This is a genomic window from Legionella lytica (genome assembly GCF_023921225.1).
Classification (GTDB): Bacteria; Pseudomonadota; Gammaproteobacteria; order Legionellales; family Legionellaceae; genus Legionella; species Legionella lytica.
Genome location: NZ_CP071527.1, coordinates 19833 through 39686, shown reverse-complemented (window position 1 = coordinate 39686; position 19854 = coordinate 19833). Strand labels below are relative to the sequence as shown.

Genomic DNA, 19854 nt, shown 5'->3' with positions numbered 1-19854 from the left:
GAAAAATTATGACGGAAATGGCTAAAGTTGTTCGCTTTCATGAAACAGGAGACGCAGAGGTATTAAAAATTGAAGAGCAGCCTCTGCCCAGCCCCGCTCCTGGTGAGGTACGATTAAGAGTACATGCCATTGGTTTAAATCGAGCAGAAGTCATGTTTCGTAGAGGTCGGTATTTAGCAGACCCACAGCTCCCTTCCCAAATAGGCTATGAAGCCTCTGGAATTGTTGAGGCAGTAGGCATGGGTGTAGACTCAGAAATGGTTGGTAAAAAATTCAGTACCATTCCCTGCTTTAATATGAGCCGGTATGGCGTTTATGGCGATGTCGCCATTGTACCTGCATACGCTCTTGCGGCATACCCCGAAGAGCTTTCATTTGCAGAAGGCACCTCTATTTGGATGCAATATCTAACTGCCTACGGTGCACTAGTTCACTATGGCAAAGTTAGCAAAGGAGACTATGTCCTCATTACCGCCGCCAGCAGTAGTGTGGGAGTTGCCGCCATTGAAATAGTCAAAGCTCAAGGAGCTATTAGCATTGCAACCACGCGCACAGCCAAGAAAGAGTCAGCTTTAAGAGAACTTGGTGCCGATCATATTATTGTCACGGATAAAGAAGATTTACCGACGCGCGTACACGAAATTACCCAAGGTAAAGGTGCACGGATTGTTTTCGACCCCATTGGCGGGCCAGGAATTGAAAAACTTGCCGCAGCAGTAGCAAATCAAGGGACAATCTTTGAATATGGGGCCTTATCCAGTGAGCCCACCCCATACCCTTTATTCAATGCTTTGGCAAAAGGCTTTTCCATTCGTGGTTATACCTTGTTCGAACTAACAAACAACCCGCACTTACTGGCTCAAGGAGTGAGTTATGTTTCGGAGCATCTTAAAAATAAAATCTTTAAGCCGAAAATTGCTCGCACATTTAAATTAGAGCAAATTGTCGAGGCCCATCAGTACATGGAGTCTAATGAACAAATCGGCAAAATTGTGGTGTTAGTTTCTTAATTATCCTTACATTGGACTTGAGCAATAATCTCTCGAATTACCGCGGATTGACCGCGGTGATTTGAGCCGCTATAAACCCGTACTATCTCAAGCAAATTGAACGATACTTTTTCTTTCTTTTTTGGTAAATCACGTCTATTTTTTTCTTTAGCAGCCTTATTTGTAAAATAGCTTCTTTCAGACAGTTTGGTAAGAAAAATAATGCCTAAAATCAATGTCTTATATGGAGATTAGAATGACAAATGCGCGGATCGATTTTTATAAAACTTCCCCAGACGCACTAAAAGCAATGATGGGCGTTGAAAAGTACGTTAACAGCTCCAACCTAGATAAATTATTACTCGAACTGGTAAAACTGAGGGTTTCGCAAATCAATGGCTGTACCTTTTGTGTCGATATGCATTGTGCCGATGCAATTAAAGCAGGTGAGTCGCAAAGACGATTAAACACCGTTGCCGTATGGCGTGAAGCACCATTTTTTACCGCACGTGAGCGGGCGGCTTTCGCTTGGGCAGAGGCCGTAACCTTATTATCAGAAACGCATGTACCTGATGAGGTGTATCAAGAAATGCGCGGGCATTTTAATGAGCATGAAGCAGTGGACCTGACAATAGCCATCGTAGCCATTAATGGCTGGAATCGTCTGGCCGTAAGTTTTCGTAAGGTACCTGCAGAATAACTTTGTTTTTGTTGGCAGGCCTCGTCATGGCCCCCCTTGGTGAATCAATCCAGGACAGCACCTCGGTAAAGCTCGGCTCTGGATTCTTCACTAGTCGCAATGATGACTAATGTAGCCCATATGACGTACAAGCCTTTGTATCTAGTACTTCAGGTTCTTTTTTATGGCTGCGCCAAAATCGTTGAATGGTCGTTGTCGCTCGGGTTATTTGATCTGCTTGCTCTCTAAGCGTTCCAAGTCCCACCTCCATCCACGATAAATCACTCGCCCCTTTCGAGGCCTCATTTACCAAACAGATAGAAGTTTTAGAAACACTGCAATCAGCAATTTCTTTTATCACCCTCAGAATCTGCCTCTTCAGAGTACCGAGAAGAGCGCCTGGGCCTGAAATCGCCACGACATAAAAATAAAAATAGAGTTCAAAGTTTTGAGGATAAGTTTCTTTTAACGCCTGTCGAAAATCTAAAATATTATGCGCAGTTTTTTCTGAATGCGCGGCAAAATAATCTTGCGTAAATTGCCGATATTCATTGAGCGCCCGCTCATCTAATCCCGTCGATTTTCCAAAAATAGTGACTGGATAATCCAGAGTAATATTAGAAATAAAATCAAAACTTAAGTAATTCGTATAAATGGCTTTACGATGGTCCACAAGAAAACCATGCTCCGTATTCTGCGCATAGATAAAATCTGTATTCAGATACTCGAGTTCAATAGGCACCACCGACATATCCAAAGTTAAATTTAAAACCAAGTCAGGAAGCGAGCTCATAGCTCCTTGCTCTTGCTTATAGCTAATCTTTTTATCCAGATCTGAATAGGCACCTAATTTTAATGTCGGCGATAATAGTCTGAAAATATCGGAAGCAATAACGGGATGACCCGCAGGATGCGTTAGCTCGAGCATCGCCATTTCAAATAATTTCAGTTGTATTTTCCCATCCCGCCAACGGCCCTTAACTAATTCTTTTTTAATATCATCGGTTGTTATTAAGGAAATATTATACTTCGCGCAAAAAGAAGTAACATAAGGAACATCTCTGCCTGCATTACTACTAAAATCTGTTAATAAAGTTAACGCTTCTCCTCGCTCTTGATAAAACATGCTTTGCTCAATCAGCCGAAACTCATTTACGAGGCCACCAAGCGGATGAGTTCCTTTTTTAGGGAACCAAATTTTAAGATGATTCATAGTTATTGGCATAAGAGCGGTGTAGTAATCGACAAAAAAACAATGTAGAGGAAATAGCGCATCTTGTCGATAATTTTACGCAATATTGCGGATTTTAGGAAAACTTGGTTGCTAACCCCCTTGCCGCACTTCGTTGATTCCTCCTTAAATCAGCCCCCCCTCATAATGCTCGAGAAACTTATTAAAGACGGCTATAATTTAATTTGTATACATAAAATTTGTGAGCTAGGCAATGGATAGGCATGATAACAAACAAAGGAAACCAAGTTTTCTTTGGAAAATAAGGCCAATTAAGTTAAACAAATTTTTGTTAAATAGTTTATTTATTATCGCCTTATTAATTCTAGTAATGATTAGCGGGAAATCCTATTGGCAACTCCGGTCCTTAACAGAAGCCAATCAGTGGGTTATTCACACCTATAAAGTAACTGAACAGGTAGATAGCGCCTTATATGCCTTAACTGCGATGGAGTCAGCCCAGAGAGCTTATCTAATTACCGAGAACAAGAATTTTTTAACCGATGTACAGTCATTCAAACCCATACTGACCGCTCATTTAAACAATCTCAACACCCTCACCCGAGATTATACAGAACAAAATGAGCGAGTCTCTCGATTTACCAAATTAGCTAAAGAACGTGTTGCCCTGCTCTCGCAATTAGCCGAACTGAAAAACAAAAATCAATTTAATACTCCTGAAAGTTTGGCAAATTTTTATGAAAACAATGAAGTTTCTGAACAAGTAAAAAGTGTAGGAGGAGAAATTAAAGCCATAGAGCAAGTCTTGCTTAAAGATAGAAATGAAGCCTTAATGAAAGGTGTTTATGCCAGTGAACTCTTCATCATTTTTGGTAGTCTTATCAGTATGGTTTTGTTAATCGTGCCGTTCATCCTGGCCAACTTTGAATTAATTAACCGGAAAATTATCGAATATAAAAACCGCGATGTACGAAATTATTTAAAACAAATTCTTGAAAGCACTAGTGACGGCATTGCTGCTTTAGATGAGAGCAATCAAGTGCAAATTTTTAATGAACTGTACCAAACTCAATTCAAGAAAATATTCGATTGTTCCCTAACCCAAGGCATGACCTTCGAAAAGGTCTTTGACAAGGTTCCTGAACACAAATCGAACCTCACCCAATCCTGGCTTAATTCGCTACGTTATGATAAAGAAATTACGGTGCTTGAATTTGAGCACGAAGGGAAAAAGAATATTTTTGAGTTAAGTTCCATCCCCATCATCAATGAACGTAATGAAGTCAATGGCTTAGTACACAATGTTAGCGACATAACCAACCGTGTACGCGAACATACCGAGCTTGAAGAATCCTATAAAAAGCTAACTGCCAGCATCAAAGAGTTAGAGATGAAAAATGAACAAATAACCCTAATGATTGATATGAGCGATATTATGCTGGCAACCAATTCTTTGGAAGAATTAAGCAACATTATGGGCAAATATGCCCAACAACTGCTCACTTTTTGCAGCGGCTATCTTTATGTCATGCATCCGTCAAAAAACTACTTAGAGATGGTGGGTCGTTGGGGAACTCCAACCACTCAAGAAGCTATATTTAACCCTGAACAATGCTGGGCAATCAGGCTTGGACGTCCCCATAAAATCGTTAAATCACACCATGAATTAGTTTGTGAGCATTTCCATTTTGAAGACGATGTAATGAATACCATCATGTGTGTACCTTTGATGGCACAAAACGATATTTATGGTCTGTTATATATGGAAATTGCGAAAGAATCCTTCACATTAAACCATGATCAACAGCTCCTTATCACCGCCTTTGCGGAGCTAACTGCCCTGGCATTGGCCAATGTGCGCCTGCGAGATAACCTACGCCATCAATCCATACGCGATCCATTAACCGGCTTGTTTAATCGACGTTTCCTAGAGGATGGGTTATTCAAACAAAAACTCCGTGCCAAAGGAGAAAAAAGCTCGTTTGCCATATTGATGCTTGACTTAGATCATTTTAAAAAAATTAATGATACCTTTGGTCATGATGCTGGAGACATGGCGTTAAAAGAAGTTGGCTCGGTATTAGAACATGCCACGAGAACCGGGGATTTAGCTTCCTGATATGGAGGGGAAGAATTCGTTCTCATTCTACATAACATGGACTTAGAAAACGCCAAAATAAGGGCTGAGCAAATAAGGCTTGAAGTAACAAAAATAAATCTCAAATATGGTGCTCAACCCATTGGCCCTATTAGTATATCCATCGGTATTGCCATGTACCCAACAGACAGTGAGGATACAGAAAAGCTTATTGAATTAGCAGATAAAGCCTTATATGTAGCCAAGAAAAAAGGCCGTAATACGGTGGTTACATTTTCAAAGCTGGATGAAAAGATTCTTTAATTACAGCCTGGTGGATGGCAACCAGGCGAGAGCAAAATTTTAGTGAGTATCATTAAAGCCAAAGAAGCCTTTTGCTTTATTGAAAAGCCCTTCGGCTTCTATTTCAAAATTTTCTAGTTTTTGCACCATACCTAATTCTTCTTCATTGAGCTCCACACCAATCTTGCTCAATGCCTCTTGAGGGCTCGCCTTTAATTCCGCTAAAAAGTTAGGATCATTTTTTATGGCTTCAATTACGCTCATCACCTTGGGACTTTGACTCATCAGGTTGTTTAGATCCATGATAATGACTCCTGGGTTCTTTAGAATCCTTAATAAAGATTACTATTAATTATAGTTCAAAAACCAAACAGAACCTTTTAAAAATCTTTACGCAATACTCCAATTAATCTGGCCACCGATCACCGTTGTTTGGGTATTGGTGTGTCCTTTAAGTGCCGTCAATTGAGAAGCATAGTTAATCGGCATTTGCTTAAAGAAAGAATGTCCTACACCAAAATCGAAGCCTAACAGTTCCGACGCTTGGAAATGTGCACCAATTGCCGCAACCGTAGCACTGCCGATAGGATCGGCAACCCCGCGGTCTTGGTTATTGGAGGGCGTATTCATAAATTGCAGCCCGCCACGTAATAGCCACTGATTCGTCGCCTTAAAGCTCGCCCCAACAGAATAATCAAAGCAATTATGGTAATTAAAAGGAATAGTCACCGAAATGGGCACCCCCAATGGAGTCTGTGTATGTTTCATCGTGATTTTATTGAATGTTTTCCAATTGGTATAAAATGCAGTAAACATTCCTGTCCAGCGTGTAGTGAAATCATGCTGTAAGCTTAACTGAGCACGAGCCGGCAGTGCTGCATCAGTTTTTTGCGCCGAGGTGCGAAATAGTGCGGGACCGTTATTTGGAGCATAAACCGTACTATGTCCGGTGGTATGAATCGAAATCAATGAATTGTAACTAAAACCAATGCGCGTTTGCTCAGTCACATCAAACAAAGCGCCGGCATTCCAACCATAGCCCCAACCTGTTAAATGATTTTTTAAGGTGGAGTCCCCCATAAATGACCATGGTGGGCCATATTTATTATTTAAAGTGAAGGCTAAACGTAAGGCATCAAAGCCTGCACCAATGGAAAAACGCTCATTAATTTTAACCGCAAGGCTTGGCCCCATGTCCATACCAACCACCTGTGAGCGCGTTGCAGCATAACGCGTGATAACATCCGGTGTAGAACCATAATTCGTGCCTAATCCAAATGGGGTAGTAAAATGCACCCCCGCACTCACACGATTGCCCAATGGCGCAGTATAATAAAAGGAAGGCATGAAGGCATTAATCCCACTATGAGCAACACCATACTGCACGATGGGCTCAGGGAATGGAAAGGCCGGAGTACGTGCCGTACCGGTAAAATTAGCAGTCCCGGTAATCCCCAATGCATTAACAACGACCTGTTGATGTGGCAATTTCACCATCCCTGCTGGATTCGTGTATGCGGTACTGGCATCATCTGCAGCGGTGGCCCAATCTGCATAAGCAACACCTAAGCCTGCGGAGTTAACAAAAGGTAAACTAAAGTCAGACGCCATAACCTGGGAGGTACAGCACAACGAAGCAAAGGCTAGGGATAAATGAGATAATTGTCGCACGTTAACTTCCTTTTAAACTGTTCTAAGTCATTGTATCTAATGTTATTGTTACGGGCAATTGGTTGATTTTATAGATAAATAGTTTTTACGCCTTATTATTAATGCGTCGCAGTAAACCGCTTAACACGGTTCCTGGGCCAATTTCCTGAAAGTGAATATTAGGCTTAGTCTGCAAATATTCAATGGTTTTAGTCCATAATACCGGTTGGGCTATCTGTTGAATTAAATTACTTTTAACCACTGCCGGATGATAAGGAGCCGCATCAACGTTGGCGATTACCGGAATGCTTGGCGTCGCGAACTCAACATCATGCACAAACTCAGCAAAAGCTTGCTGGGCACTCAGCATATAAAGCGAATGAAAAGCACCACTTACGGAGAGAGGGATAAAAGAAACCTTGTCCATACCCGCAAACAGAGGCTGCGCCCGTTGAATATCTGCCTGAGGGCCTGAAATAACCATCTGCTGATAAGAGTTATAATTTGCAATCCTAACTCCTGCTAACCCCTGCTCTTCAAGTAAGGTAGTCAACTCTTGGCTTGATAGCCCAATCACAGCAGCCATCCCCCCGCCCTGCATTTGACTCATTAACTCCCCACGCTTTTTAACCAAAGCCAAACCGGTGACGAAATCAAAAACATCAGCAGCAAATAGCGCATTATACTCGCCTAAACTATGCCCGATCACATAATCAGGCTTGGGCTGGCCGTCCGCTAATACCTTTAAATAAGACAAGGCATTAACGACATAAAGCGCCGGCTGCGTATATTGGGTTTTATTAAGCTGTTGCTGGGCGTCCTCCAGGCATAAGGCACGTATAGAATAGCCTAATACAGTATCTGCTTGAGCCGTATATTCAGGAAATTGCTCGAACAAATCCTGCCCCATTCCCCGTTTTTGTGAACCTTGTCCAGGAAACATATAGGCCAACATTAGATAACTCCATCTTTTAACAGCTTAATAATAACTGCGATTTCCTCAGACATGGGCCGGCAATGTTCTATAGTTGGCGAATAGTGGCGAATTACCTGATAAATGGATTGAGCCTTTTGACCCGCTTTTTCAATACCCCGTAATTCCAATGCCTGGCTTGCTGCGAGAAATAAAATGGCGGTAAGCCGTTCTAAATTAGCAACTGACTCTTGAAAATCTAAGGCTGCATGGGTTCCCAAACTATTCACGTCTTGGTTATCCCCCTCAGTCGGTAAGGTATACGCCTGATGCGATTGCGCCAATTTGCGATTTTGTACCGCTAAAGCGGCAGATAACAACTGCATAGAACGAAAACCATTATGCTTGCTGGGATTAGGAACCAGATTCACCGGCAAATCATGATTTTTACGCGGATGAACTAAATTGGCCAATAAAGCATGGATCCATGTTGATGCTTGTGCAATATTCATTTTCAAAATATCACAGGCATCCGTCACATAGTACCCCATAAAGTTAGCACTATGATGGATATTTTGTTCAGCTACATCAATAACCGGATTATCATTGACTGAATTCATTTCATTTTCAATCCAGACAATAGCGCGTTGCAGATTTTCCTGGAATGGACCAAAACCTTGAGGAACCGAGCGAATTGAATAATAATCTTGTACAGGTTTATGCGTGTAATCAGTTGCCCGTAACTCATCTAAATCAGTTAATAACTGGCTACCTTGCCAAAAATCAGTAAAAAACTGATTGATGTCGCATTCACCTGCTTGTTGTTTTAACTGATGGACCATGGGGTGATAAGCACTGTTGATCACCAGTAAGGCCTCTAAAGTCATCGCGATTGCGGCAAGCATTTGCTGGAAGAGACGTTGTAAATCATGTATTGCTAAACTAGCAATTGCGGTCATAAATGAGGTGCCATTGATCAATGCCAAGCCATCGCGCATTACCGGCTTATATGGCTTAAGCCCCGCATGTTGAATTGCTTCTGGCGCCATCATCACCTTACCCTGATAACTTACCGCGACCTGTTCTCCGATTAATGCCGCCGCAATCATCGCCAAAGGAATAAGATCGCCGCTGGCACCGATAGAACCATAACAACGAACGACAGGTGTAATTCCCGCATTAAGAAAATCCAAAAGCGCATTAATTAATTCGGGATGAACTCCGGAATAACCTTGGGCCAAACAATGCGCACGCAGCATCATGGTTGCCCGCACAATATGAGGCGAAACGATGGAACCCAAACCACAGGATAAGGAGCGTATGATGTTTTCTTGACGCTCATTAATCTCACTATGGTAATCCAGAGCGTCTGTTTCTTTAATGGCCGCGTCAATATAACGAACTTGATCGCCAAAATTGGTATTGACCCCATAAATAGGTACGCGAGAGTCAACATGAACCTTTAAAAATTGATATGCCGCATCAACAGATTGAGCAGCGGGTAATGATAAAGCGATTGATGTCGCTTGCTGCGTTAAAAGCTGCGACGACGCAATCGTCAACCGACATCCATTCCCAATGGTAATCAACGTCTTATCCGCTTTCCCTCGGCCACTAGTATTAGGCTTATCTTGAACATGCACTGATTGTAACTGTTCCATTTCGTTACCAACTCCTGTCGTCTTTAACCAAAGAGGGCCCTAGTTTGTACCCTTTTAGATGCTTTTTCAATTAAAGATTTAGATGTTATGTAAATGAAAAATAAAAAAACTTGGCCTTTTCCCGCCAAGCAAGGACAGGACTTAAGTCAATGATGTATTTTTGCCATAATTGGTCATTGCATGGTAATTAACTACCTGAAGGGGATAAGGGGCATTGTCATCCAAGGGAATGGTGTGACGAGCCTACTTTGCCAAGAGACTGTTCTTATAGCTATAAATAAAATAAACAGCCAAGCCTAAAACCATCCAAATGAGAAACCGCATCAAGGTCACCCATGGCAGATGAATTACTAAATACAGGCAGCTCAATATACCTAAAAGCGGCACGTAAGGCATGCCCGGTGTTTTAAACGGCCGCTCTAGCTCAGGATGCTTGTATCGTAAATACAATACACCGATACAAACGATAATAAAGGCAAACAAAGTACCAATGTTCACTAATTCCGCTAAAACATCGATGGGAACAAAGGCAGATAAAATAGCCATAATACAACCACACAGCAAAATAATACGTGCTGGTGTATGGTGATGTTCTGATGTGCTGGCAATCGCTTTCGGTAACAAGCCATCACGGGACATCGCCAAAATAACCCGTGTTAAGCCATAAAACAATACCAACATAACGGTGGTCAAACCAGCAATCGCTCCCACACTAATAAACCCTGCAGCAACCTTATAGCCGAGATGTAATAATGCATTACTAATGGGAGAGGCTACATTTAAAGTGGCGTACGGCGCGATCCCCGTAAGCAATCCCGCAACAATGATGTATAAGACGGTACAAATCACCAAAGAACCAATAATGCCACGTGGCATATCGCGTTGGGGATTAATCGCCTCCTCTGCAGCAGTAGATACCGCATCAAAGCCAATATAGGCAAAAAATATTAATGCCGCTCCATCAATCACCCCAGTCCAGCCAAAAGGCAAAAAAGGTGACCAATTTTCCACCCGTACCTCTCTAGTAGCAATGATAATAAATAAAAGAACCACTAATAATTTAACCGTTACAATAACATTGTTCATTCGCGAGCTGGATTTTACACCTGCTATTAATAATGCCGTTAAGCAAGCAATGATAAACATTGGGGGTAAATTTAAAATTCCGCCATCAGTAGGTCCGTGTAAAAGTAAGGGAGAAAGATTAATTTTAATGGCCATAAGAAAGTCATTTGCATAACTTCCCCAGCCGACAGAAACTGCAGATACCGAAATGGCATATTCCAACAACAAATCCCAACCCACGATCCAGGCAATTAACTCACCAAAGCCAGCATAAGCATAACCATAAGCACTGCCACAACCACCAATCATTGCCGCCAGCTCTGCATAAGACAATGCGGAAAAGATGCTCGCCCCGCCCGCAAGCACATAAGAAAAAACGATTCCCGGCCCCGCTTTGGTTGCCGCAACAACCCCGGTTAAAATAAAAATCCCCGCACCAATAATCGCCCCAACGCCAAAAAAGATGAGATCAACCGCCGTCAAACATCTGTTTAAATGCGATTCACTCTCCAATGAGTTACTAATCTCTTTTTTGCGAAACAAGTCCATGGTAGTATGCATCCTGTTTTATGAGTATATTGTTACATATTGCATTAAGAACTATGCTTTTAATTCTAGTTGAAAGCCTGGGTATAGGTTAAAAATTAAATGAGAAAGTTAGTTATCGGCGTATTAATGCTGTTTTCCTTAAATGCATTTTCTGCGGAAGAAACAGAAAGTTGCAGCCACTGGCTCAAAATCTTTAAACCCGTTTGTCAACGATTCCACCAAGTATGGACTGAAGGAAAAACTGACCTTTACATTTCCGGATACGCATGGCACAACCGCTATACTTATAGCCCTGAGCGCATACGTGAGAAAAAATATAATGAATTGGCATGGGGCGGTGGATTAGGCAAAGGCTTTTTTGATGAGCGTGGCAATTGGCACGGTCTTTATGCTTTTGCATTTCTTGACTCTCATAAAAATGTAGAACCAGTGATTGGCTATGCCCATTTATTTGTGGCTTCGCTCAACCAAAACATTAAGGCCGGGTTAGGTTATTCGGTCCTGATCACTTCACGCCCAGATATAATGCATAATATTCCATTTCCAGGCGCGGTTCCTTGGGCCGGCTTCTTTATCCATAAAGTATCATTAAAAGCGGCTTATATTCCTGGCTCGTCAACCAATGGTAATGTACTGTACGTAGTAGGAACTTATACCTTTGACTAGCTAAAATGTAAGAACTATTACTATCATCTGTCTCAGCAATTGATGATGGGGTTTGCTTTAACCATTAATCTAAGTGTAGCTTACACCGGATCAAATACTGAACAAAAAGAAGTTGTTTTGGGATACTCCAGGTGAGTAGCTCAGAAAGACAAACCTTATAAACTCAATTATAACGAAACAAAACTCGCCCTTTTTACTTTTGAATTTCCTATAACATCAAAATTATGTGCTATGTTTTTAAGAGTAAAACTACTAGGACACTTAAAAATGAAATCCTTTGTTGAACAAGCACAGTTTTATGCAACTTATCATCAAAACGCCACTACTCGTTATACGCATTTTGCCGGAGTGCCACTGATTGTTCTTTCTTTGATGATTTTATTAGGCTTCATCCAAATTATCATTCCTGGAGTATTCGCCAGTAACCTTGCCTGGTTCGCAACTATAGCCATTTTAGTTTACTATTTTCTCTTGAATTGGCAGTTGGCTTTAGCTATTACCCCGATTATGTTGTTTTTATTATGGATAGCCCATTGGTTTAGCGCCTATGGCCCAACAACATTGGGTGTTTGGACGTTTATTATTACTTTTGTTGTCGGCTGGGGACTACAGCTATACGGCCACTACATCGAGGGTAGAAAACCTGCGTTTATGGATAATTTATCACAACTGCTGATTGCTCCTTTATTTTTAGTTGCGGAGCTGTTTTTCATGGCTGGGTATATGAAATCATTGCAAGTTCAGGTTTATGGTGGGGTTATTGAAGAGAATAAATTGTAAGTAATTTTAGGTTGGGTCCCATGGCCCAACCTAAACGTAATGGCGATTCCCTACGCAAACTGTCGCATTCTGATTTTAAAACAATAATGAATCTTATGATTCCGCTTAAAATCTTGATCTATCGTTTGCGCACTAATATCTTGTACCGCATACTTTTCCATCAACTGGGGATCCAACTTAAACTGACGGAAATTGGTTGAAAAATACAAGGTTCCATCTGGGTTTAGTAAGCGCATTGCCTCATTCACCAGCATCACGTGATCACGTTGAATATCCAAAGTATCCGCCATGCGCTTTGAATTAGAAAAACTGGGAGGATCTAAAAAGATTACATCAAAACGATCGCGCGTAATACGCAGCCATTCACGACAATCATATTGCACAAACTGATGCCGTGATAAGTCTAAATGATTGAGACGAAAATTCTCTTCCGCCCAACGCAAATAGGTATTGGATAGATCCACGTTCGTCGTCTGCGCACCAGCAAGTGCCGCCTGTACACTCGCAGTCCCGGTATAGCAAAAGCAATTAAGAAAACGCATACCAGGTTTTAACTTCGCAAAGCTTAAACGAATCGGACGATGATCTAAAAATAAACCGGTATCTAAATAATCATACAAATTTACTTTTAGCTTCGCTTGTCCTTCCGTCACCACCATGGTGTGACGTGTTTGGCTTAACTTCTGATACTGCTCACTACCCTTTTGCTGTTTACGCTGTTTTACCACCACCTTATCTGCCGCAATGCTCAAAGCTCGTGGCACAACCTGCAACACGTCCAAGCTGCGGCGCTCTGCTTTATGCGCCGGAACACTCGCAGGGGGAGCATATTCCTGAAGAACCACATGATCGTTATAAATATCAATTGCATAGGCATATTCAGGTAGGTCTGCATCATAAACGCGATAGCACGAAACATTATTTTTTTGTGCCCATTTATGTAAATGCTTATAATTTTTTTCCAAGCGATTAAATAACATTTGTGCGTTTTCAGATAAGGTGGTGCTCATTGCCCCCTTCAACTCGTTCGAGCCACTAATGTCGAAACAATACAATTTACACTCTAAAGCACCGTTATATAGGGTATATTGCTTGTTAGAACGTAAGCCTATCGCTTTAGCTAAAATAGGGCTGGAGGTGATTACCGCAGCCTTCCAACCTTGATAATGCTCGTGCAAAGCCGTACCCAGTTGTTGATATACCGGCACTAATTGTGTGGTATCACCTAAACGCTCACCATATGGAGGATTACAGGCTAGCAAACCTTTTTCCACAGGGGGTTTAATGTGTTTCATCGCCGACATGGTAAATTCGACCAAGGGAGCTACCCCGGCACGCTCGGCATTCGCGCGGGCGAGTTCTATTGCTTTATGATCCTCATCGGTTCCTAATAATTTGACCGGTAAAGGCTTAACCTGTTGCAAAGCTTCAGAACGCAATTTTTCCCATAAAGATTCTTGATGTTGAGCCCAATATTGCAGTGATTGATCCTGGCGCAATAAACCTGGGGCGACATGAGTTGCCATCATAGCAGCCTCGATTACCAAGGTGCCCGAACCACAAAAGGGATCATGTAAAGTATATCCCTGGGCCGCCAACTCTGGCCATTTAGCACGGATTAATAAGGCAGCAGCCACATTTTCTTTAATGGGTGCCTTACCCGATTGAGTTCGATAACCTCGTTGATGCAAACTATACCCAGTTAAATCAAAACTCACTGTAATTTCATCATTTTTCAAATAAGCATGAATTAAAATCTGCGGTTTTTCTTTATCAATCGAGGGACGTTCGCCTTTCAATCGCCGAAAATGGTCTACGATTCCATCCTTAACAACTTGCCCACCAAACATCGTATTGCGGATGTGCTCCGAGCTACCATGGAACTCAATCGCCAAAGTTTTGTCTGGAGAAAAAACTGTCTGCCAATGAAAATCCGTACACAATTGATGCAACGCTTGCTCCGTACTGCCATAACCACTAAATAGGATAAGTTGTACGCGGTTGGCAATACGTGACCAGAGACACAATTGGTAAATTACCGTAAGGCTGGCTTCGCCGTAGACCCCTTGCGGGCTAACCCGAGTTACCGCTAAGCCTAAAGCTTTTACCTCCGCCTCCAATAGATATTCTAACCCACGGGGACAGCTGACGAATAAGGAATAATTCATAGAATGCATGACCTTAAATAGCGAAAAAGAGCTTTGGCAGCACCGGTATTTTTTTCCTTTTGCTGATCATCAACTGCTTTTTTGATTAATTGTCTTAATTGTTGAACTTCTTCTGGGCTATAAGTTTCGATAAACTCGGTTAAAGCCTCTTTGCCCTGATTAATTAAGCGATCGCGCCAAACTTCTACCTCATGGAATGAAGCCGTAACCGAGCTTTCTTCCTCAGCGATACGCTCGTAAGCAGCAAGAATTTCTTCATGATCGGCGGCACGCATCAATTTACCAATCAGCTGTGCCTGTCTTCTTTTCGCGCCATGACTTTTAATGGCTTTCGCATCAACAATTGCTTTATAAAGATTATCTGGAAGAGGTAATAAATCCAGCTTAGCCAAACTAAGATCGATAAACTTTACACCTATTTTTTGTAAAAAATCGGCATCTCTTTTTTTCTGTGATTTACTGACTGGCTCATCCATAGTACATACTTTTTTAATAAAATGGGGACTAATTATACTATATACCCAAGCGACTCCAAAATGCTTGTTGCGCTTGAGTATATTTATATAGGACTATTCAGCAGCAGCAAGTGGTGCAGAAGCAGCAACAGAAGCATAGCGTTTGCCAGCCCGGTTACGTAAATAGGTACGCGTAACAGCCTGGAAATTATAAATAAGGATGCATAAAAGTAATAAATGCAACCAGGTAACTGTTAAGTGCATAAACAAGGGAATAGTCACGAAAACCCCAAGACATCCTGCGAGACTTAATACCAAGGTTTTCTTTAAGGGAATTTTATCTTGTTGCAAAAAGACGAGCGTCGTTAAAGGCTGCTGCATTGCACCGGCAGTAGTCATAATGGGGAACGCGACTGCAGGAGAAACGTTCATCAAAAACAAAACGCCTTGTACCATCACAAATAAGCCAACACCGACTGAAGTCAAGGCACCACAAACCATCAAGGCAAAAAAGCCTATCACTAATTTCCAGGAATGTAAGGCGGTTAATTCACCACCGATGGGAAACCAACGGTACTGATGCGCAATTAATAAAAAGATTATTAAGGCAAAAGCACACATCATTGCCAAACGAACGGCCTGCTTACTCAGACGGCTCATCACAAAACCACCCAGCAAGCCCCCCACACAGGTCCCAGCAACCAGAGTTAACAGTGTGGTCATATCGACATTGATTAATTGCATGAAAAACAACGATTCAATCGTTCCAGGAATTACTTGAGCGCCATTATTCACCGCAGGCATTTCATCATCACGAAAAGTACCCATTAATTTAGCTAGCGCAATATTAACCGCAAAACTACCAACGCCTAAAGTGTCCGCAATAAAGGCAATAACACCACTCACCATAAGCTTCAAATATTGCCCCAAAGAAAGTGGTTCTGCAGGCTGGCGATACACTTTAACCACCATCACCCCAACACAAAGCAAGGTTAATACTAATATACCTAAGATAATCAAAAAGTTAGTCATTCCATTCCTGATTGAAAAAAGAGAAAACTTAATAAAAATAGAGCGTTATTATACACTAATTTTTGACTGACAGACAGCATTTAGAACAAAAACAAACCGCTGTGCATTATAACTAAGCTAAAAAATGGATTAAACATAGGCTAGTGGTAAGCAACTGTAACGTGTACACATCGCTTACGACATAGGCAGGCTCTACACGTGGAGGTTTCCCCCGAGACACTGCCATTAATTTCTTTAACTTAATGGCAGCAGACTACGAAGTGCTAACAGAGATATCTATAAGATACAGCGGTAAGCAACCAAGCTGCATGGCTTAAAGAGCACAGGTAGTAGTTGGAACGCCAACCTGACCAAAAATCGTTTTCACCATGTTGGTATCAACCGCCAAATCACGCGCGCCATAAAGTACTCCGCAAGCTCCTTGTTCAAAATTCGTTGTTGGAGTCCAATACTTGCTGTTGGCAATCACCATCACATGATAGGCTTTTTTAATGCCAATGCTTTTCGCCATCAAATAAAAAGCCTTATTAAATATGCCACTGGCCGTATGCACAATAAAACTTTGTTGGTTTTGCGGTCCAGGGATATTTTCCTGAGCAAAGCTCACCACATCGTCATAGCTAATCGCACAATAAGCGCCATTACTTTGCGCCAAACTCTTATTCATACAATCGGCAGAACTTCCATCGGATGAGGGGTAATCCATGAAGCGTAATGCCTTGCCAAACTCATCCCGCATGATGGTTTCACCTATTCCCCACGTGATCACATCCGCTTCTAAGTACACTTTATTATACAGTTGTGGTGTCGTTTCCAATAAATAAGCACGTGCAGCCTGCCCCCCCATATCCGATAAAGATTCATTCAACGCACCTGATTGATCATAATACTCAAGGTTCGAATGCTGCTCGGTAAAACCATGGGTTACTTCGTGACCAGCCACATCCAAAGACACTAGAGGATACATCTCGGCACCATCGCCAAAAGACATGGATTGTCCATCCCAAAAGGCATTATCGTAACTTGAACCAAAATGCACGCGCATCACCAATTGGCTGGGTGAACCATCGGGTTTCTGCAACGCATTGACCCCGTACCAATCACGATACATATTCACAATCGTATGCCCAAAATAATACGCATCATTCCTGGGTGAAAAAGCCCCATTGATGTGTTCTTCTTGGTTGTTGTTACATTGATAGCTAAACGGAGTAGAGATCATGCCACTCCAATCCCAAGCAGAATTTAGGTTAACTAACTTCACCATAGGGGATTCCATAGTACATACAGTTCCCGCTTGTTGTACTTCTAATGCGGGCAAGCCTTCTTTGCCGTACCAATATTCATGAACCTTTTCATTACCACCTGGACCAATATCGGCAAAATTCTTAACATTATTCCATTGTTTGATGAGCTCCCCTGTCTGAGCATCGACGAGGAAGAATGGCCAAGCCGGTTTGTTATTGGTTTCCATGCTCTTAAAAGAAACCTGATAAACCAGCTTTAATTCGGTATCAGACTCCGCGCGAATCTGCAACTCAATTTGCTCCGCTTGGATTGGTGTCTGGGGATTAAAATTAAGCCAGGATTTTTTAGCGACCGCTAGCGCCTGTTGTTTGCTTAAGGTGGGCTGAGTATTGAGTTGAATGTTATCTAACAAATGTCCATTAACTGGGCATTGTTATTCGTTAAATTCTTTTGATTTGTGCCTGCGCTAATCATTACTTGCGCTCCCACCACCGGAATACCGTGATACAGCTGTTGATAGCGCGTAATAATCTGTCCCTTGTCCTTGGTTTGATTTACCTCTTGTAAAACACTGTTCTCTACAGAATCTGAAGTAGCGGTACTCATGGAACGAGCCGCCATTTTTTTTACTTTTTGCTTCAAGGGAAAATGCTTTAAATTACTTAATGGGGCATGATATAAATTTACAGTTTCCGTTGCAAAAGCATCGGCAGCACAGCAAACCAATGTGATTCCAAGGAGTTTCTTTAACATAAATCTTCCTCACTAATTACATTTTGAACATAATGCCACAAAAGCGATCTAAACACAATTAAGGACGATGATGTTTAATATTAAATTTATTTCCCTCTGTGCTAGTTTATGCGCGCTGAGTTTATCAAGCCATGCAGGTCCCGTTGAGCGTTACATGCAGCAAAAACTGGAGGCAAAAAATAGCTTCAAAACCGTAGCGACAACCCAACAATACAATTTCCAACAGCTGATTGACCATAACACCCCAACCCGCGGCACCTTTGCTCAACGTTACTACATTGATGAACGTTACGGACCAGAAGATAACGCACCAGTATTTTTCTATATTTGTGGTGAAGCCACATGCACACCCAATGCGCTGAATGGGGCAATTAGGCACTACGCGCAAAAATTTCACGCCAAACTCATTGCCTTAGAACATCGTTACTACGGTGCCAGTATCCCAGTTACCAGCTTATCAGCCAAAAACTTACGCTTTTTAACAACTGAAGCTGCATTAGATGATTTGGCTTATTTTCAACGTCACATCAGCGAGCAAAAAAACTGGACGGGAAGCTGGATCGCATTTGGTGGTTCGTACCCTGGCTCTCTTTCGGCCTACTATCGTTTAAAATTCCCCTATTTAGTAGCAGGAGCCCTGGCCTCTTCTGCACCAGTGATGGCTAAAGAAGATTTTATTGAATATGATCAGCATGTTACCAAAGTAGTTGGGCCTCACTGCGCCGAGCAAATGCGCGAGGTATTCCATGCTGTAGAAGCGAGCTTAGGCAATGCGAGCCAGTTGGCCCAAATAAAAGAGCTCTTTGGGGCAAGCAAGGTAGATGATCCAATTGATTTTCTCTACCTAATTGCAGATATCGGTGCAGGAGCGGTGCAATATGGGGAAAAAGATGAGTTCTGCACAACGCTTTCATCTAGTGTCAGTCCCTTAGTTGGCTATGCGGAAATGGCGCATAAACTCTACCAAAGTTCAGGGCTTAGCGCAGTTGATTTTACCGCGCAGGGTGCGATGGATGAAACGGTGAATACGAATACCCAAGGGTTATCAATGCGCCAATGGTATTACCAATCCTGTACGGAGTATGGTTACTGGCAAAATGCCCATCCTAATCCGGAACTATCTACACGTTCTACCTTAATCAATTTAGATTATCATCATCAGGTATGTAAGCGTTTGTTTCAGCTGACTCAACCCGCACAAACAGCAACCCTAAATGCGACCCTTTATTATCCCTTAACGGATAGTTTAGTGTCTAAAATTTTCTTTACCAATGGAGAACAAGATCCTTGGTCAACCCTGTCATTGGCGGAAAAAAATGGCAATGCCATCAACTCCAATTTAGATTATCAATTAATTCTCGGCGCAGCACATTGTGATGATTTGCATAAACCATCGGTTAATGATTCAGACTCATTACAACAGGCGCGTAAAACGATGGAGTCGTTATTAAGCCAATGGTTGACTATTAGTTAACACCTCAAGATAGCATGCTCTAATCAAAAAGACCGCGTGCAGAAGATGTAGTTGTATCCTTTGCTTCTGCCACGCTATCAACCTCAACTTTGTTTTCCTCGCCCAAAAATCCGATAGAACCAAAAAAATGTTTTTCTGGTTTTTTGGGGAGAGAACTTTTGGGGGATGATAAGTGGGAACTCGCTGGAGACGTTAACGAA

General features: G+C 42.0%; 14 protein-coding genes and 2 pseudogenes. 6 read left to right on the top strand and 10 right to left on the bottom strand.

Annotation, left to right across the window (positions count from 1 at the left end; translation table 11 throughout):
• Positions 1-8 precede the first annotated feature (8 nt).
• Positions 9-1010 (top strand): zinc-dependent alcohol dehydrogenase family protein, encoded by a 1002-nt coding sequence (locus J2N86_RS00165; protein ID WP_252580125.1) that lies wholly within the window; start codon positions 9-11, stop codon positions 1008-1010.
• A 235-nt stretch (positions 1011-1245) separates the two neighbouring features.
• Positions 1246-1689, top strand: a complete 444-nt coding sequence (locus tag J2N86_RS00160) for a carboxymuconolactone decarboxylase family protein (protein WP_252580124.1) — start codon at positions 1246-1248, stop codon at positions 1687-1689.
• Between the two features lie 106 nt (positions 1690-1795).
• Here J2N86_RS00160 and J2N86_RS00155 read toward each other — a convergent pair whose 3' ends face one another.
• Positions 1796-2881, bottom strand: coding sequence for an IQ calmodulin-binding motif-containing protein (locus J2N86_RS00155; RefSeq protein ID WP_252580123.1), 1086 nt, complete (start codon positions 2879-2881; stop codon positions 1796-1798).
• Positions 2882-3113: 232 nt separating this feature from the next.
• On the opposite strand from J2N86_RS00155, the pseudogene J2N86_RS00150 reads away from it, so the two are divergent.
• A pseudogene (locus J2N86_RS00150) lies at positions 3114-5261 on the top strand (diguanylate cyclase).
• Between the two features lie 39 nt (positions 5262-5300).
• Here J2N86_RS00150 and J2N86_RS00145 read toward each other — a convergent pair.
• The 5 genes from J2N86_RS00145 to J2N86_RS00125 all read right to left on the bottom strand — a co-directional run bounded on the left by J2N86_RS00145 (position 5301) and on the right by J2N86_RS00125 (position 11078).
• On the bottom strand, positions 5301-5543 hold the full coding sequence (locus tag J2N86_RS00145) for a hypothetical protein (protein WP_252580121.1): 243 nt from the start codon (positions 5541-5543) through the stop codon (positions 5301-5303).
• Between the two features lie 87 nt (positions 5544-5630).
• Positions 5631-6911, bottom strand: a complete 1281-nt coding sequence (locus J2N86_RS00140; protein ID WP_252580119.1) for an OmpP1/FadL family transporter — start codon at positions 6909-6911, stop codon at positions 5631-5633.
• Positions 6912-6996: 85 nt separating this feature from the next.
• Positions 6997-7845 (bottom strand): ACP S-malonyltransferase, encoded by an 849-nt coding sequence (gene fabD / locus J2N86_RS00135; protein ID WP_252580117.1) that lies wholly within the window; start codon positions 7843-7845, stop codon positions 6997-6999.
• The gene (locus tag J2N86_RS00130) at positions 7845-9464 is read right to left on the bottom strand and encodes an HAL/PAL/TAL family ammonia-lyase (RefSeq protein ID WP_252580115.1); all 1620 of its coding nucleotides are present in this window, start codon (positions 9462-9464) and stop codon (positions 7845-7847) included. Before J2N86_RS00130 ends, fabD begins: the two co-directional genes overlap by 1 nt.
• Before the next feature lie 243 nt (positions 9465-9707).
• Positions 9708-11078 (bottom strand): amino acid permease, encoded by a 1371-nt coding sequence (locus J2N86_RS00125; RefSeq protein ID WP_252580114.1) that lies wholly within the window; start codon positions 11076-11078, stop codon positions 9708-9710.
• Positions 11079-11177: 99 nt separating this feature from the next.
• Between J2N86_RS00125 and pagP the strand changes: the two genes are divergently transcribed.
• Positions 11178-11744, top strand: coding sequence for a lipid IV(A) palmitoyltransferase PagP (pagP, locus tag J2N86_RS00120; protein WP_252580113.1), 567 nt, complete (start codon positions 11178-11180; stop codon positions 11742-11744).
• A gap of 267 nt (positions 11745-12011) precedes the next feature.
• Positions 12012-12524, top strand: a complete 513-nt coding sequence (locus J2N86_RS00115) for an Mpo1 family 2-hydroxy fatty acid dioxygenase (protein ID WP_252580111.1) — start codon at positions 12012-12014, stop codon at positions 12522-12524.
• A 50-nt stretch (positions 12525-12574) separates the two neighbouring features.
• Here the strand turns inward: J2N86_RS00115 and rlmKL are convergent, their stop codons facing one another.
• The 4 genes and pseudogenes from rlmKL to J2N86_RS00095 form a co-directional block, all read right to left on the bottom strand.
• Positions 12575-14692, bottom strand: coding sequence for a bifunctional 23S rRNA (guanine(2069)-N(7))-methyltransferase RlmK/23S rRNA (guanine(2445)-N(2))-methyltransferase RlmL (gene rlmKL / locus J2N86_RS00110; protein ID WP_252580110.1), 2118 nt, complete (start codon positions 14690-14692; stop codon positions 12575-12577).
• Positions 14689-15168 (bottom strand): ribosome biogenesis factor YjgA, encoded by a 480-nt coding sequence (yjgA, locus tag J2N86_RS00105; protein WP_252580109.1) that lies wholly within the window; start codon positions 15166-15168, stop codon positions 14689-14691. The genes rlmKL and yjgA overlap by 4 nt, the downstream gene beginning before the upstream one ends.
• Before the next feature lie 93 nt (positions 15169-15261).
• Complete coding sequence (locus J2N86_RS00100; protein ID WP_252580108.1) at positions 15262-16179, bottom strand: sulfite exporter TauE/SafE family protein; 918 nt, start codon at positions 16177-16179, stop codon at positions 15262-15264.
• 313 nt (positions 16180-16492) lie between these two features.
• Positions 16493-18180: pseudogene (locus tag J2N86_RS00095) on the bottom strand (M4 family metallopeptidase).
• Positions 18181-18247: 67 nt separating this feature from the next.
• On the opposite strand from J2N86_RS00095, the gene J2N86_RS00090 reads away from it, so the two are divergent.
• Entirely contained in the window at positions 18248-19654 is a 1407-nt protein-coding gene (locus J2N86_RS00090) for a S28 family serine protease (RefSeq protein WP_252580107.1), read from the top strand.
• Positions 19655-19854 lie beyond the last annotated feature (200 nt).

What these genes read in the sequence shown, in the direction of transcription:
- J2N86_RS00145 (WP_252580121.1), bottom strand. Translation starts at nt 5,543, where the DNA reads ATGGATCTAAACAACCTGATGAGTCAAAGTCCCAAGGTGATGAGCGTA.
- J2N86_RS00160 (WP_252580124.1), top strand. Translation starts at nt 1,246, where the DNA reads ATGACAAATGCGCGGATCGATTTTTATAAAACTTCCCCAGACGCACTA.
- J2N86_RS00090 (WP_252580107.1), top strand. Translation starts at nt 18,248, where the DNA reads ATGATGTTTAATATTAAATTTATTTCCCTCTGTGCTAGTTTATGCGCG.
- J2N86_RS00100 (WP_252580108.1), bottom strand. Translation starts at nt 16,179, where the DNA reads ATGACTAACTTTTTGATTATCTTAGGTATATTAGTATTAACCTTGCTT.
- rlmKL (WP_252580110.1), bottom strand. Translation starts at nt 14,692, where the DNA reads ATGAATTATTCCTTATTCGTCAGCTGTCCCCGTGGGTTAGAATATCTA.
- fabD (WP_252580117.1), bottom strand. Translation starts at nt 7,845, where the DNA reads ATGTTGGCCTATATGTTTCCTGGACAAGGTTCACAAAAACGGGGAATG.
- J2N86_RS00130 (WP_252580115.1), bottom strand. Translation starts at nt 9,464, where the DNA reads ATGGAACAGTTACAATCAGTGCATGTTCAAGATAAGCCTAATACTAGT.
- pagP (WP_252580113.1), top strand. Translation starts at nt 11,178, where the DNA reads ATGAGAAAGTTAGTTATCGGCGTATTAATGCTGTTTTCCTTAAATGCA.
- J2N86_RS00115 (WP_252580111.1), top strand. Translation starts at nt 12,012, where the DNA reads ATGAAATCCTTTGTTGAACAAGCACAGTTTTATGCAACTTATCATCAA.
- J2N86_RS00125 (WP_252580114.1), bottom strand. Translation starts at nt 11,078, where the DNA reads ATGGACTTGTTTCGCAAAAAAGAGATTAGTAACTCATTGGAGAGTGAA.
- yjgA (WP_252580109.1), bottom strand. Translation starts at nt 15,168, where the DNA reads ATGGATGAGCCAGTCAGTAAATCACAGAAAAAAAGAGATGCCGATTTT.
- J2N86_RS00155 (WP_252580123.1), bottom strand. Translation starts at nt 2,881, where the DNA reads ATGAATCATCTTAAAATTTGGTTCCCTAAAAAAGGAACTCATCCGCTT.
- J2N86_RS00165 (WP_252580125.1), top strand. Translation starts at nt 9, where the DNA reads ATGACGGAAATGGCTAAAGTTGTTCGCTTTCATGAAACAGGAGACGCA.